This is a genomic window from Thiohalobacter thiocyanaticus, assembly GCF_002356355.1.
Classification (GTDB): Bacteria; Pseudomonadota; Gammaproteobacteria; order Thiohalobacterales; family Thiohalobacteraceae; genus Thiohalobacter; species Thiohalobacter thiocyanaticus_A.
Genome location: NZ_AP018052.1, coordinates 3,089,455 through 3,102,691, shown reverse-complemented (window position 1 = coordinate 3,102,691; position 13,237 = coordinate 3,089,455). Strand labels below are relative to the sequence as shown.

The 13,237-nt window shown below is 62.6% G+C and carries 15 protein-coding genes, 1 tRNA gene and 1 other RNA gene; 15 read left to right on the top strand and 2 right to left on the bottom strand.

Features of this window, described 5'->3' with window-relative positions; all coding sequences use genetic code 11:
* Positions 1–82 precede the first annotated feature (82 nt).
* From trpE to trpC, 5 genes are all read left to right on the top strand, one after another.
* Positions 83–1,567 (top strand): anthranilate synthase component I, encoded by a 1,485-nt coding sequence (gene trpE, locus CFK21_RS14360; protein WP_096367296.1) that lies wholly within the window; start codon positions 83–85, stop codon positions 1,565–1,567.
* A 51-nt stretch (positions 1,568–1,618) separates the two neighbouring features.
* Positions 1,619–1,996, top strand: a complete 378-nt coding sequence (locus tag CFK21_RS14355) for a GxxExxY protein (protein ID WP_096367295.1) — start codon at positions 1,619–1,621, stop codon at positions 1,994–1,996.
* Between the two features lie 36 nt (positions 1,997–2,032).
* Complete coding sequence (locus tag CFK21_RS14350; protein WP_096367294.1) at positions 2,033–2,614, top strand: anthranilate synthase component II; 582 nt, start codon at positions 2,033–2,035, stop codon at positions 2,612–2,614.
* A gap of 162 nt (positions 2,615–2,776) precedes the next feature.
* Positions 2,777–3,808: an anthranilate phosphoribosyltransferase gene (trpD, locus tag CFK21_RS14345; RefSeq protein WP_096367293.1), complete on the top strand. Its 1,032-nt coding sequence runs from the start codon at positions 2,777–2,779 to the stop codon at positions 3,806–3,808.
* Positions 3,805–4,605: an indole-3-glycerol phosphate synthase TrpC gene (trpC, locus tag CFK21_RS14340; RefSeq protein WP_096367292.1), complete on the top strand. Its 801-nt coding sequence runs from the start codon at positions 3,805–3,807 to the stop codon at positions 4,603–4,605. The genes trpD and trpC overlap by 4 nt, the downstream gene beginning before the upstream one ends.
* Before the next feature lie 365 nt (positions 4,606–4,970).
* Here trpC and crp read toward each other — a convergent pair whose 3' ends face one another.
* The gene (crp, locus tag CFK21_RS14335; protein WP_197702964.1) at positions 4,971–5,609 is read right to left on the bottom strand and encodes a cAMP-activated global transcriptional regulator CRP; all 639 of its coding nucleotides are present in this window, start codon (positions 5,607–5,609) and stop codon (positions 4,971–4,973) included.
* Positions 5,610–6,007: 398 nt separating this feature from the next.
* Here crp and CFK21_RS14330 point away from each other — a divergent pair, with 398 nt between their 5' ends.
* The 3 genes from CFK21_RS14330 (at position 6,008) to speD (ending at position 7,872) form a co-directional block, all read left to right on the top strand.
* Positions 6,008–6,448 carry an OsmC family protein gene (locus CFK21_RS14330; RefSeq protein WP_096367290.1) on the top strand — a complete coding sequence of 147 codons (441 nt, stop codon included), beginning with the start codon at positions 6,008–6,010 and terminating at the stop codon, positions 6,446–6,448.
* 157 nt (positions 6,449–6,605) lie between these two features.
* The gene (locus CFK21_RS14325; protein WP_096367289.1) at positions 6,606–7,010 is read left to right on the top strand and encodes a VOC family protein; all 405 of its coding nucleotides are present in this window, start codon (positions 6,606–6,608) and stop codon (positions 7,008–7,010) included.
* Positions 7,011–7,074: 64 nt separating this feature from the next.
* The gene (gene speD, locus CFK21_RS14320) at positions 7,075–7,872 is read left to right on the top strand and encodes an adenosylmethionine decarboxylase (protein WP_096367288.1); all 798 of its coding nucleotides are present in this window, start codon (positions 7,075–7,077) and stop codon (positions 7,870–7,872) included.
* A gap of 158 nt (positions 7,873–8,030) precedes the next feature.
* Here speD and coq7 read toward each other — a convergent pair whose 3' ends face one another.
* Entirely contained in the window at positions 8,031–8,678 is a 648-nt protein-coding gene (gene coq7 / locus CFK21_RS14315) for a 2-polyprenyl-3-methyl-6-methoxy-1,4-benzoquinone monooxygenase (RefSeq protein WP_096367287.1), read from the bottom strand.
* 138 nt (positions 8,679–8,816) lie between these two features.
* Between coq7 and CFK21_RS14310 the strand changes: the two genes are divergently transcribed.
* The 7 genes from CFK21_RS14310 (at position 8,817) to CFK21_RS14280 (ending at position 13,166) form a co-directional block, all read left to right on the top strand.
* Positions 8,817–9,125, top strand: a complete 309-nt coding sequence (locus CFK21_RS14310; protein WP_096367286.1) for a (2Fe-2S) ferredoxin domain-containing protein — start codon at positions 8,817–8,819, stop codon at positions 9,123–9,125.
* 528 nt (positions 9,126–9,653) lie between these two features.
* Positions 9,654–10,082 (top strand): 50S ribosomal protein L13, encoded by a 429-nt coding sequence (gene rplM / locus CFK21_RS14305; RefSeq protein WP_096367285.1) that lies wholly within the window; start codon positions 9,654–9,656, stop codon positions 10,080–10,082.
* Positions 10,083–10,096: 14 nt separating this feature from the next.
* The gene (rpsI, locus tag CFK21_RS14300; protein WP_096367284.1) at positions 10,097–10,489 is read left to right on the top strand and encodes a 30S ribosomal protein S9; all 393 of its coding nucleotides are present in this window, start codon (positions 10,097–10,099) and stop codon (positions 10,487–10,489) included.
* A gap of 38 nt (positions 10,490–10,527) precedes the next feature.
* Positions 10,528–10,601, top strand: a tRNA-Gln gene (locus tag CFK21_RS14295).
* A 32-nt stretch (positions 10,602–10,633) separates the two neighbouring features.
* Positions 10,634–10,775: non-coding RNA, RtT sRNA (locus tag CFK21_RS14290), on the top strand.
* A 387-nt stretch (positions 10,776–11,162) separates the two neighbouring features.
* A complete protein-coding gene (locus tag CFK21_RS14285; protein ID WP_096367283.1) occupies positions 11,163–11,801 on the top strand; it encodes an OmpW/AlkL family protein in 639 nt (212 codons plus the stop codon).
* A gap of 342 nt (positions 11,802–12,143) precedes the next feature.
* Positions 12,144–13,166, top strand: a complete 1,023-nt coding sequence (locus CFK21_RS14280; protein ID WP_157745713.1) for a porin — start codon at positions 12,144–12,146, stop codon at positions 13,164–13,166.
* Positions 13,167–13,237 lie beyond the last annotated feature (71 nt).

Genomic DNA, 13,237 nt, shown 5'->3' with positions numbered 1-13,237 from the left:
CGACATATCAGCCCCGGCGATGGCGTAAGTAATACGTCAGTCGTACCGCTGTATCCGTTGAATTCGTCTCTTGAGGTGTCTGATGGACATTGCCCGCTTCCGCGAGCTGGCCCGCGAGGGCTATAACCGCATCCCGCTGGCCCGGGAAATCCTGGCCGATTTCGATACGCCGCTAAGTGCTTACCTGAAACTGGCCGACGGGCCCTATTCCTATCTGTTCGAGTCCGTGCAGGGCGGCGAGAAATGGGGCCGCTACTCCATCATCGGGCTGCCCTGTTCCAGGGTGATCCGCATCAGTGGCCACGAGATCACCACCTGGCAGGACGGGGAGGCGGTCGCCACCGAGACTGTGGAGGACCCGCTGGCCTGGATCGCCGATTACCAGCAGCAGTTCCAGGTCCCGGAGATAGAGGGCCTGCCGCGCTTCACCGGCGGCCTGGTCGGGTATTTCGGCTACGACACCATCCGCTATATCGAGCCGCGCCTGGCCGCATGCCCCAATCCCGATACCCTGCAGGTGCCGGACATCCTGCTGATGGTGTCCGAGGAAGTGGCGGTGTTCGACAATCTGCGCGGCAAGCTGTTCCTGATCACCCATGTCGAGCCCGACGGCGAGGCGGCCTATGCCCGCGGTCAGGCGCGCCTGGATGCCCTGGTGCAGCAGCTGGACCGGCCGCTCAAGCACCAGGTCAATGCCACCCCGGTCGCGGTCGAGGAGACCGATTTCGTCTCCGGCTTCACCCAGGCCGGGTTCGAGGAGGCGGTGCAGCGGACCAAACAGTACATCGTCGACGGCGACGTGATGCAGGTGGTGCTGTCCCAGCGCCTGTCCATTCCGTTCAAGGCCCGGCCGCTGGACCTGTACCGGGCGCTGCGCACCCTCAACCCCTCGCCCTATATGTTCTATCTGGACCTGGGGGATTTCCACGTGGTGGGCTCCTCGCCGGAGATCCTCACCCGGCTGGAGGACGGCGAGGTCACGGTGCGCCCCATCGCCGGCACCCGCCCGCGCGGCGCCGACGAGGCCGAGGACCGGCGGCTGGAAGCCGATCTGCTGGCCGACCCCAAGGAACTGGCCGAGCACCTGATGCTGATCGATCTGGGCCGCAACGACGTGGGCCGCATCGCGAAGACAGGCAGCGTGCAGCTGACCGAGAAGATGGTGATCGAGCGCTACTCGCATGTGATGCACATCGTCTCCAATGTCACCGGAGAACTGCGCGAGGGCATGAGCGCCATGGATGTGCTGCGCGCCACCTTCCCGGCCGGCACCGTGAGCGGCGCGCCCAAGATCCGCGCCATGGAGATCATCGACGAGTTGGAACCGGTCAAGCGCGGCGTCTATGCCGGCGCGGTCGGTTATCTGGCCTGGAACGGCAACATGGACACCGCCATCGCCATCCGCACCGCCGTGATCAAGGATGCCGCCCTGCACATCCAGGCCGGCGCCGGCATCGTGCACGACTCCATCCCCCGCAACGAATGGGACGAGACCATGAACAAGGGCCGCGCCATCTTCCGCGCCGTGGCCATGGCGGAGGCGGGTTTGGATGGGAGCCATAAATAGCGGGAATTAACGCAGAGGACGCGGAGACGCAGAGGCGCAAAGGAATGCGTAATGCTGGAAAATCAGGTTGCAGGAGCTGCGATCGGCGCAGCCATTGAGGTGCATCGGGCATTGGGATCCGGGTTACTCGAGTCGGCGTATAGTGAATGTCTGGCACACGAGCTGCGATTGCAGGGGATCGGGTTCGAGACCGAAGTGCCGATTGCGATCAATTACAAGGGGCTGGTGCTGGACCGGGCCTGTCGCGCCGATTTTCTGGTCGAGAACTGCCTGGTGCTCGAGTTGAAATCAATCGAAAAAGTCGAAGAGGTACATAAAGCGCAATTGCTGACATACTTGAGGCTGATGAACAGGAAGCTTGGTCTGTTGCTCAACTTCCGGGTTCCTGTCATCAAACAGGGCGTCTACAGAGTTGTGAATTCCTTATAAACTCTGCGTCCTCTGCGTTACTACCGGAAACGTCAAATGCTGGTAATGATCGACAACTACGACTCCTTCACCTACAACCTGGTCCAGTACCTGGGCGAGTTGGGGGAGGACGTGCGGGTGTTCCGCAACGACCGGATCACGGTGGCGGAGATCGAGGCCATGCGCCCGGATCACCTGGTGATCTCGCCCGGCCCCTGTACGCCGACCGAGGCCGGGATATCGGTGGAGGCGATCCGGCATTTCGCCGGCAGACTGCCGATTCTGGGCGTATGCCTGGGGCATCAGAGCATCGGCCAGGCCTTCGGCGGGCGTATTGTCCACGCCGGCGCCATCATGCACGGCAAGACCTCGCAGGTGTATCACAAGGATGTCGGTGTCTTCCATGACCTGCCCAGCCCGCTGGAGGCGACCCGTTATCACTCGCTGGTGATCGAAAAGGAAAGCCTGCCCGACTGTCTGGAGGTGACGGCCTGGACCCTGGACGCGGCCGGCGAGCTGGACGAGATCATGGGCGTGCGTCACCGGGAGCTGCCGATCGAGGGGGTGCAGTTCCACCCCGAGTCGATCCTGACCCAGCACGGCCATGCCATGCTGCGCAATTTCCTGAAAAACACCTGATATGAAGATGGCCACGGAAAGCACGGACAAGCGCACACTCAGGCTTTGTCATTGCCCGGGTGCGCAGCACCCAGGCAATGACAATTAAGAAATCGTCCGTGCTTTCCGTGTCTTCCGTGGCGCTCTTGAGGTTTTCTTGATAATAATCATGGAGATGAACTGATGGACATGCAGGCCGCCATCCGCGCCGTGACCGAACGGCGCAACCTGGACCGCGACCAGATGACCGCGGTCATGCGCCTGATTATGACCGGCCAGGCCACGCCGGCCCAGATCGGCGGCTTCCTGGTCGGCCTGCGCATGAAGGGCGAGACGGTCGACGAGATCGTCGCCGCGGCCCGGGTGATGCGCGAACTGGCGACCCGGGTCGAAGTCAACGGGCCGCACCTGCTGGATACCTGCGGCACCGGCGGCGACGGTGCCGGTACCTTCAACATCTCCACCGCCACCGCCTTCGTCGCCGCGGCGGCCGGGGCCCGGGTGGCCAAGCACGGCAACCGCTCGGTCTCCAGCAGGTCCGGCAGCGCCGATGTGCTGGAGGCGGCCGGCATCAATCTGGATCTGACCCCGGTCCAGGTGGCGGAGTGCGTGGAGCAGGTCGGGGTCGGCTTTCTGTTCGCGCCCCTGTATCACGGCGCCATGAAGCACGCCGTCGGCCCGCGCCGGGAGATGGGTGTGCGTACCCTGTTCAATGTGCTGGGGCCGCTGACCAATCCGGCCGGCGCCCCGCACCAGGTGCTGGGCGTGTATGACCGCGCCTGGCTGCGGCCGCTGGCCGAGGTACTGAAGGAGTTGGGCAGTGTCCATGTGCTGGTGGTGCATGCCGAGGACGGCATGGACGAGATCAGCATCGGCTCGCCGACCTGGATCGCGGAACTCAGGCATGGCGTGATCGAGGAATATGCCATCGAACCGGAGCAGTTCGGTCTGAGCCGCGGCGACGTGACTGCGCTGGGCGTGGCCGATGCCGACCAGAGCCTGAGCGTCATCCGCGGCGTGTTCGCGGGTGAGCCCGGCCCGGCCCGGGACATCGTCCTGCTCAACGCCGGCGCGGCCATCTATGCCGCCGATCTGGTGGATTCCCTGGAGGCCGGGGTCAAGCGGGCTGCCGAGGTGATCGATGCCGGCCATGCCGGCGAGCGCCTCACCGCGCTGGCCGAGTTCAGCCGCAGCCTGAAGGCTACATCGGCATGAGTGCGGAAGTCCCGGACATCCTGCGCCGGATCCTGGACCGCAAGGCGGAGGAGGTGGCCGAGCGCCGGCAGCGGCTGCCGCTGGCCGAACTCGAGGCTGGCCTGGCCGAGGCCTCGCCGGTGCGGGGTTTCGCCGCCGCCCTGGACAGCCGCATCACCCGGAATCAGGCCGCGGTGATCGCCGAGATCAAGAAGGCCTCGCCCAGCAAGGGGGTGCTGCGCGCCGACTTCGACCCCGCCGCCATCGCCGCCAGCTATGCCCGCGGCGGTGCCGCCTGCCTGTCGGTGCTCACCGACGTGGATTTCTTCCAGGGGGCGGATGCCTATCTGCAGCAGGCGCGCGCGGCCTGTCCGCTGCCGGTGCTGCGCAAGGACTTCATGCTCGATCCCTACCAGGTGGTCGAGGCGCGCGCGATCGGCGCCGACTGCATCCTGCTCATCGTCGCCGCGCTGGAGGATGCGCGCATGCAGGAACTGGCCGGTCTGGCCCAGGACCTGGGCATGAACGTACTGGTGGAGGTCCACGACGCCGCCGAACTGGAACGCGCCCTGCGCCTGCCCTGCCGGCTGATCGGCATCAACAACCGCGACCTGCGCAGCTTCGATGTGAGTCTGGACACCACCCTGGACCTGCTGGCCGAGATCCCCGGCGACCGGCTCGTGGTCACCGAGAGCGGCATCCATACCCCGGCCGACGTCGCCCTGATGCGCGAGCACGGCGTGCATGCCTTCCTGGTCGGCGAGGCCTTCATGCGCGCGGAGGAGCCGGGGGCGAAGCTGGCGGAGTTGTTCTTTTGAGCCAGGTGCTGTGTAACGCAGAGGGCGCAGAGGAAAATCCAGGAGAAAGCCGACTATCCCCCCTTCCCGTCATTCCCGCGAAGGCGGGAATCCAGTACCCGCCGCGGTATCTGGATCCCGGCCTTCGCCGGGATGACGGGGAATACGTACTGGCTGACGCGGGGTTCTCTTGTGTTGGGCTTGTCCGGCTCAGCTTCGTAGGTCGGATTAGCCCGAAGGGCGTAATCCGACGTTGTACCCGGACACTGTCGGGTTACGCTGCGCTAACCCGACCTACGAGACTCGCGATGACGAAATATCCTTATATTTCCTTTGCGTCTCCGCGCCTCTGCGCCCTCTGCGTTTACAGCGCCAAAGTTGGATAGTCAGCGCGTCCCGAACACCACGATGGTCTTGCCCCGGGCCGTGATCAGGCCCTGTTCCTCCAGGCTCTTGAGTACCCGACCGACCATTTCGCGCGAGCAGCCGACGATGCGGCCGATCTCCTGGCGGGTGACGCGGATCTGCATGCCGTCAGGATGGGTCATGGCGTCCGGTTCCTTGCACAGGTCCAGCAGGGTGCGGGCCACGCGGCCGGTGACATCGAGGAAGGCCAGATCGGTGACCTTGCGGCTGGTGGTGCGCAGGCGTGCCGCCATCTGGGTGGCGAGCGCGAACAGGATCTCGGCATCCTCCTGGGCGATCTGGCGGAACTTGGCGTAGCTGATCTCGGCCAGTTCGCACTCGGTGCGGGTGCGCACCCAGGCGCTGCGGGTGACGTTCTCGCCGAACAGGCCCATCTCGCCGAAGAAGTCCCCCTTGTTGAGGTAGGCGAGGATGATCTCGTGGCCGTTCTCGTCCTCGTTGAGCACGGTCACCGACCCGTCCACAATGTAGTAGAGCACGTCGGGGGCATCACCGGCGTAGATGATGACGCTCTTGGACGGGTAGCGCCGCCGGTGGCAATGCTCCAGGAACTTGTCGATGGACGCATTTCCGGTGGATTTGATTGGCTTGGTTTCCATGGTCATGCCGGCTTATCGGGCTTGCGCCCTATCTCCTTGAGCGGACTCAGACTATACATAGTGCCCTGGCATGCGTCTATTATCACCTTCAGAGCCCCGCATACGGGTCAAGGCAAGGCGCAGTCCGCAGGAAATGGCGCGCCCTTTTCAAGGGCTGCAACGCCGCATTGGCGTGTATGCGGGGCTCCCTCCGGGCAAGGCGAGAAGCGGCCGGCTGCGTTGTTGCGCTCGCTTGAATTAGCGATGGCTAGTCCTGCGCTCGCGCGCCTAGCAGCCGGCCGCTTCTCGCCTTGCTGAAGGTAATAATAGACGCATGCCAGGGCACTTGGGCAGGTCCTGTGGGCTGTCGATCTGTGATAGGCTTCACGAAATTTTCCTGTACAACGCCCGGAGGCACTATGAAGGCGCGGGTCAAGTGGGTGGAGGCGGCGACCTTCATCGGCGAATCGGGCAGCGGCCATGCCGTGGTCATGGACGGGCCGCCGGACAACGGCGGCCGCGATCTGGGCGTGCGGCCGATGGAGATGCTGCTGCTGGGCATGGGCGGCTGTACCGCCTTCGACGTGGTGCATATCCTGCGCCGGGCGCGTCAGCCCATCGAGGACTGCGTGGTCGAGCTGCAGGCCGACCGGGCCGCCGAGCCGCCCAAGGTGTTCACCCATATTCATGTCCATTTCATCGTCTCCGGCCGGGGGCTGGCCGAGCGCCAGGTGGCCCGTGCCGTGAGCCTGTCGGCGGACAAGTACTGCTCGGCCTCGATCATGCTGGGCAAGGCCGCTACCATTACCCATGATTATGAAATCATTGAGCTCGGGGAGTCGGAGTCGCCAGGAGACTAAGTGCCGTAGGTCGGGTTAGCGTAGCGTAACCCGACAACTCGCGGTCTGTTGGGTTACGGCGCTGCGCGCCTAACCCAACCTACATCCTGGTTTTGGTTCTTTCCTTCGCAGCGACGCGCACCCGAGTAGTTCAATTCACCCTGATCCGAGGAACACCATGACTCAACGCCCCCCCGCAACCCTGGGCCTGCGCCACGTGGCCCTGTATGCCAATGACCTGGACGCCAGCCTGCACTTCTACCGCGACCTGCTGGGCATGGAACTGGAGTGGCAGCCGGATGCCGACAACGTCTACCTCAGCAGCGCCGGTCAGGACAATCTGGCCCTGCACCGCGAGGCGGGCAAGGGCGGCGGCGAGACCCGGCTGGACCATATCGGCTTCATTCTGCGCCGGGCCCAGGACGTCGACGCCTGGCACGACTTCCTGGTGGCGAACGGGGTTGTCATCAAGGCCGCGCCCCGCACCCACCGCGACGGGGCCCGCAGCTTCTACTGCGCCGACCCCGAGGGGAATATCGTCCAGATGATCTACCATCCCCCCATCGCCGGGAATGTGACATAATCCGCCGCTTTCAGCGACACCCAACGGCACTGGCAAGGAGAGTGTGATCATGGTGAGAGGTTCGATGCGAAAACTGCGCCTGCACGGCTTCAACAATCTCACCAAGACCCTCAGTTTCAATATCTACGATATCTGCTATGCCAAGACTGCCCGGCATCGCAAGGAATACATCGAGTACATCGACGAGGCCTACAACGCCGAGCGCCTGACCCAGATCCTGACCGAGGTGTCCAACATCATCGGTGCCAATATCCTCAACATCGCCCATCAGGACTACGATCCTCAGGGGGCGAGCGTGACCATGCTGATCTCCGAGGAGCCGGTGCTGTCCGAGGAGGATCTGGCCAACGTCGAGCGGCCGGGTCCGCTGCCCGATGCCGTCGTGGCGCACCTGGACAAGAGCCACATCACGGTGCATACCTATCCGGAAAGCCATCCCGACGGCGGCATCAGCACCTTCCGCGCCGACATCGACGTCTCCACCTGCGGACGCATCTCGCCGCTGCGGGCGCTGAACTTTCTCATTCACAGCTTCGAGTCGGATATTCTGACCATCGACTACCGGGTGCGCGGCTTCACCCGCGATGTGAAGGGCAAGAAGCATTTCATCGATCACAAGATCAACTCCATCCAGAACTTCATGTCGCGGGATACCCGCAACCGCTACCAGATGATCGACGTCAACGTCTATCAGGAGCACAGCTTCCACACCAAGATGATTCTCAAGGAGTTCGACCTGGACAACTACCTGTTCGGGACCGGCGTGGAGGAGCTGAGCGGCAAGGAGGAGAAGGAGATCCGCAAGCGCCTGCAGAAGGAGATGATGGAGATCTTCTACGGGCGCAACATCACCAAGCTGTAGGTGTCCCGGGCCCGGGTGGCGTCAACGCAGCGAGGTAGGATGGGTGGAGCGAAGCGCAACCCATCGTGGTCCGACGGCCAGGTGATGGGTTATGGCGCTGCGCGCCTTCACCCATCCTACATAAGGCATTCCGGCCTCCAGCCGAAGGGTGGGCTTGCTCAGACCCAGTAGGTCGTCCCCGTCATGACCTTCGATGACAGCTTCATTGCCAGGCGGATCGGGCCGGGCAGGGGGGCGCCGCCGGCGGCCATGGCGGTGTGGCCGTGCTGGGCCTCGTCGACCCGCATCTGTTCCAGCACGGCGCGGCTCCTGCGGTCATTGGGAGAGAGCCGCTGCAGGTGGCCGTCCAGGTGGGCGATGACCTGCTTCTCGGTCTCGCCCACAAAGCCCAGGCTCCACTTGTCGCCCACCGCGCCGGCCGCCGCCCCGATGGCGAAGGCCCCGGAGTAGAAGAAGGGGTTGAGGTAGCTGGTGTGACCGCCGAGTTGCTCGATGCGCTGCTCGCACCAGACCAGGTGGTCGTTCTCCTCGCGCGCGGCCCGTTCCATGTTCTCCCGCACCGCCTCGAGTTTCGCGGTCAGCGCCTGGCCCTGGTACAGCGCCTGGGCGCAGACCTCGCCGGTATGGTTGATGCGCATCAGCCGGGCCGACTCCAGCCGGTCGGCCTCGGACAATTCGCCCTCCGGCTCGGCCGCGGACGGATCCGGCCGCCCGGTGGTGTCGGGACGGCCGAACAGGGTCCGCAGTGCCTGATCGAAGTTGGCAATCAGATGATCGAAGGGACTGTAACTGCGCTCGCTGGCCATGTCTGCGATAATAGCACAGCAGATTTAGGTCGGATTAGCCCGCAGGGCGTAATCCGACACCCGGAAATGTTGGGTTACGCTACGCTGACCCGACCTGCGATCGTCCCTTGTGTCCGGCTGCCTGGAATCCGCATCCCGATGAGCTACTACAAACATCACGTATTCTTCTGCACCAACCTGCGCGAGGACGGCACGGCCTGCTGTCAGAAATTCGATGCCCAGGCCATGCGCGACTATGCCAAGCAGCGCACCAAGGAACTCGGCATCGCCGGCCCGGGGCAGTGCCGCATCAACACCGCCGGCTGCCTGGACCGCTGCGCCGAGGGCCCGGTGATCGTCGTCTACCCCGACGAGACCTGGTACACCTATGTGGATCAGGAGGACATCGACGAGATCATCGAGGAGCACCTGGTCAACGGCCGCCCGGTCGAACGCCTCAAGATCTGAAACCTTTTCCAGTGCTTCCTGTCCTACCCCGTAGGATGGGTGCAGGCGCGCAGCGCCGTAACCCATCAATCGCCTGGCGGAAAACGATGGGTTGCGCTGCGCTCCACCCATCCTACCGGCCAGTCCTGCCGCTCCGCGGCGCCGGGCGGAAAAAATTCCGCAGCAGGGGTTGACAAGCGAATCGGCATATTAGAAACTACTCACATACTGAGTTGCCGGATCCCCCTCATTAGCCGGCGATTCAGTACTCCTCCATCCTCCTTTGGTGGTTATACTTCGGCGTGGCGCCCCTCCCTCTTGGCCACGCCTTTTTTTTTGCCTGAAATTTCTGTGAGATAGCCACGGACTACACGGAAAGCACGGACTTGTTCGCGTTTTCCGCCGGGGCGCTTCGCGCCCGGCCCGAAATTCAGGTGTTTTTCCGTGCTTTCCGTGCTTTCCGTGGCCATTTGGAAGGCTTGTATCCAGGGGCGGTTTTCTGTAGTATTCCGCGTCTTTCCAACGCTGGTCTGTGGAGCAGGACTTACGATGAAGACTTATACTGCCAAGCCGGAAACGGTGAAGCGTGATTGGTATGTGGTTGATGCAGCAGGTAAAACCCTGGGGCGTCTGGCCACCGAGGTCGCCCGTCGCCTGCGCGGCAAGCACAAGCCGGAGTACACCCCGCACGTGGATACCGGCGACTACATCATCGTGGTCAATGCCGACAAGGTCGCCGTGACCGGCAACAAGGAAACGGACAAGATGTACTATCACCACACCGGGTACATCGGCCACATGAAGTCCATCAGTCTGGACAAGCTGCGCGCCAAGGCGCCGCAGGAGATCATCGAGACCGCGGTCAAGGGCATGCTGCCCAAGAACCCGCTGGGCCGGGCCATGTGCCGCAAGCTCAAGGTCTACGCCGGCCCCGAGCACAACCACGCTGCCCAGCAGCCCAAAACACTGGAACTCTGAGACAGGAACGCGCCATGCCGCAGGAACAACACTACGCCACCGGTCGCCGCAAGACCTCCACCGCCCGCGTCTATCTGCGCCCGGGCAGCGGCAACATCGTCGTCAACAAGCGCCCGCTGGATGAATACTTCGGCCGCGAGACCGCCCGCATGGTGGTCCGCCAGCCCCTGGACACCACCAACACCGGCGAGCAGTTCGACATCTATGTCAATGTCGAGGGCGGCGGCATGAGCGGCCAGGCCGGCGCCATCCGTCACGGCATCACCCGTGCGCTGATCAAGTACAACGAGGACAACCGCAGCCCGCTGCGCCGCGCCGGCTTCGTCACCCGCGACGCCCGCGAGGTCGAGCGCAAGAAGGTTGGTCTGCGCAAGGCCCGTCGCGCCACCCAGTTCAGCAAGCGCTGATCGCGATCGGCTGCGGGCGTTTGTCCGCAACCTGTTCTTGGGGGATCGTCTAGCGGCAGGACTGCGGACTCTGACTCCGCCAACCTAGGTTCGAATCCTAGTCCCCCAGCCAACAAAAATGCCCCGCCCCTGTGGCGGGGCTTTTTTGTTGGCTTGCGGTCGAGGGGTGAGAACCTAGCCAGGTTCGACACCCGAGCAGAGCGAGGGTGAACGTCCGGAGCGCAGCGCAGGACGGCCCCGAAGGGGTGAGGCGCCTTGGCGCCGAATAATCCTAGTCCCCCAGCCAATAAGAAGCTCCGCCCCTCTGGCGGGGCTTTTTTGTTGGGGCCGATGGCCACGAATCCCACGAAATCCACTAAAGCCAATGACTGTTGCGCAGGCGTCAGGAGTAGGTCGGGTTAGCGAAGCATAACCCGACACTGCATCGGCAGGATGTGTCAGTGAACGCCTGGCCTGACCTGACGTTTGCTCCGTTCCTTCCGTACACACCCGGGCGTATCCGCCGCGTTCAAAATTGCCCCAGATCAAGAAAACCCCGCGCGCCCTCATTCCCCTGAAGCAACTGTTGATGTGCGTCATGGTTGCACAGCAGTGCTGTGCATAGTCTGCCGCCCATGCCCTGATGCACAGGCGCATAACATGTATTTTAAATATAGTTTAAAGGGGATGACTAATGTCCAGGACGATCAAGACAACGGCACTGACCGCGGCGCTGGCCATGGCGCTGGGTGCGGGTACGGCAAATGCGCTGGAGCAGGGCGATATCCTGGTCCGCGGCGGCCTCGGCTACATCGAACCGACCGGTGAAAGCGATCCGACCGGTCTGGGGCTGAATGTCGAGGCGGACTCGGGCGCCAGTTTCGCCTTCACGCTGACCTACATGATGACCGACCATTTCGGTATCGAACTGCTGGGTGCAGCCCCGTTCGAGCATGACGTCAATGTCGCTGAGAACGGCATCAAGGTCGGTTCGACCAAGCATCTGCCGCCGACGTTGACTGCGCAGTACTATTTCCAGCCCAGCGCTAAGATCCGGCCCTATGTCGGCATCGGCGTCAACTACACCACCTTCTTCGACGAGGATCTGGAATCAGGCGTGCTGCCCAACAGCAACCTGGATCTGGACGATTCCTTCGGTCTGGCGCTGCAGGCGGGCGTGGATATCGACCTCAACGATCGCTGGTTCGTGAACGGCTCGGTCTGGTATATGAATATCGACACCGACGCCAGCATCAGCGGTGCCACGAATTCCAACTTCGAGGTCGCCATCGACCCGATGGTGTTGTTTGCAGGCATCGGCTACCGTTTCTGATCTGCTGGATTAAGAAGACCGCAGAAGCCCTGGAAAGAACGCAGAAAACAGCTGTTTTCTGCGTGCTGAACCGGGCGACTGCGGCTTTTTTGCGCCCTAGGTATTAGAAATATTCTATACCCATATAAAAAATAAAAATAATTAAAACTCAATATTTTGTATCCCCTGCCGTTATTGACCCGACAACACACAGTATCTGGTGTTGTACTTTTGCGACAGAAAAACAACATTGTGGTTTTTTTGGGATAGACTGTTGCACAAGTGCGAAAACTGGAGTAGCTTTACTTCGCGATTCAATTCAATCCTTTCGTACCATCTGTAATGGATAAGGGGAAACACCAAATGGACAAGAAGCTTCTTTCTACCGCGATCGCCGGCGCCCTGGCCGCTTCCATGAGCGTGGCCGCCAACGCTGACGTCACCCTGTTCGGTCACCTGGACACCAGCCTGGACTACACCGATATTTCCGGCGGTACCGATGACATCAACATGAACTGCACCACCTGCTCCGTCGGCGTCAAGGGCTCCGAGGATCTGGGCAACGGTCTGAAGGCTATCTTCAAGCTGGACTTCCAGTTCGACATGACTGAGCGCAACCCCTCGGGTGGTGCCGGCAACAGCGCCAACAACGCCATCACCGATCGTGACCAGTGGCTGGGTCTGGACGGCGGCTTCGGCAAGATCCGCTTCGGCACCATCAGCACCGGCTACAAGAGCACCGGCGCCATGATCGACCCGCTGTACCGCACCAGCCTGCAGGCGCGTGACCACGGTCTGCAGTCCAGCGGCCACACCGGCGTGGGCGAGAACGGCCGCGGCCGTATGGAAAACCACGTTCGTTGGGACAGCCCGAGCATGGGCGGCTTCCAAGCCATCGTCGACTACAGCTTCGACTCCAACGATGTCGATGCCGACGACGGCGACGACACCTACGCCCTGACCGGCCTGTACAACAACGGCCCGATCCTGGCCTATGCCTCCTACATCACCAACGACCATGGCAACGAAGACAGTGCCTGGAAGGTGGGCGGTTCCTACGCCATGGGCAGCTTCAAGGTCTTCGGTCAGTACGAAGGCGACGACGGTCTGCTGTCCAACCCGGAAGTCAAGCCGAACAACATCGACGGCGCCGACGTCTGGCACCTGGGCGGCACCTTCACCATGGGCAACAACATGCTGTACGCTGCTTACGGTCAGGGCGACGACGACAGCACCGCTGTCGACACCGGCTATGACAGCTGGACCCTGGCTGCCACCCACAGCATGAGCAAGCGCACCATGGTCTATGTTGGCTACAACAACATCGACGCCGATGCCGGTGGTGAGCAGGACAAGTTCTCGCTGGGTGTGAAGCACAAGTTCTAATAACGGCGCAAGCCGGTATGCAAGAGCTTGACGGGGCCTTCGGGCCCCGTTTTTTTTGTGCCTTGAATTCG

Excerpts from the sequence above, each read along its gene's own strand:
- speD (WP_096367288.1), top strand. The coding sequence starts at position 7,075 with ATGCGAAAACTGCGCCTGCACGGCTTCAACAATCTCACCAAGACCCTC.
- CFK21_RS14350 (WP_096367294.1), top strand. The coding sequence starts at position 2,033 with ATGCTGGTAATGATCGACAACTACGACTCCTTCACCTACAACCTGGTC.
- trpE (WP_096367296.1), top strand. The coding sequence starts at position 83 with ATGGACATTGCCCGCTTCCGCGAGCTGGCCCGCGAGGGCTATAACCGC.
- coq7 (WP_096367287.1), bottom strand. The coding sequence starts at position 8,678 with ATGGCCAGCGAGCGCAGTTACAGTCCCTTCGATCATCTGATTGCCAAC.
- trpD (WP_096367293.1), top strand. The coding sequence starts at position 2,777 with ATGGACATGCAGGCCGCCATCCGCGCCGTGACCGAACGGCGCAACCTG.
- CFK21_RS14330 (WP_096367290.1), top strand. The coding sequence starts at position 6,008 with ATGAAGGCGCGGGTCAAGTGGGTGGAGGCGGCGACCTTCATCGGCGAA.
- CFK21_RS14325 (WP_096367289.1), top strand. The coding sequence starts at position 6,606 with ATGACTCAACGCCCCCCCGCAACCCTGGGCCTGCGCCACGTGGCCCTG.
- crp (WP_197702964.1), bottom strand. The coding sequence starts at position 5,609 with ATGGAAACCAAGCCAATCAAATCCACCGGAAATGCGTCCATCGACAAG.
- CFK21_RS14280 (WP_157745713.1), top strand. The coding sequence starts at position 12,144 with ATGGACAAGAAGCTTCTTTCTACCGCGATCGCCGGCGCCCTGGCCGCT.
- trpC (WP_096367292.1), top strand. The coding sequence starts at position 3,805 with ATGAGTGCGGAAGTCCCGGACATCCTGCGCCGGATCCTGGACCGCAAG.
- CFK21_RS14310 (WP_096367286.1), top strand. The coding sequence starts at position 8,817 with ATGAGCTACTACAAACATCACGTATTCTTCTGCACCAACCTGCGCGAG.
- rplM (WP_096367285.1), top strand. The coding sequence starts at position 9,654 with ATGAAGACTTATACTGCCAAGCCGGAAACGGTGAAGCGTGATTGGTAT.
- CFK21_RS14285 (WP_096367283.1), top strand. The coding sequence starts at position 11,163 with ATGTCCAGGACGATCAAGACAACGGCACTGACCGCGGCGCTGGCCATG.
- CFK21_RS14355 (WP_096367295.1), top strand. The coding sequence starts at position 1,619 with ATGCTGGAAAATCAGGTTGCAGGAGCTGCGATCGGCGCAGCCATTGAG.
- rpsI (WP_096367284.1), top strand. The coding sequence starts at position 10,097 with ATGCCGCAGGAACAACACTACGCCACCGGTCGCCGCAAGACCTCCACC.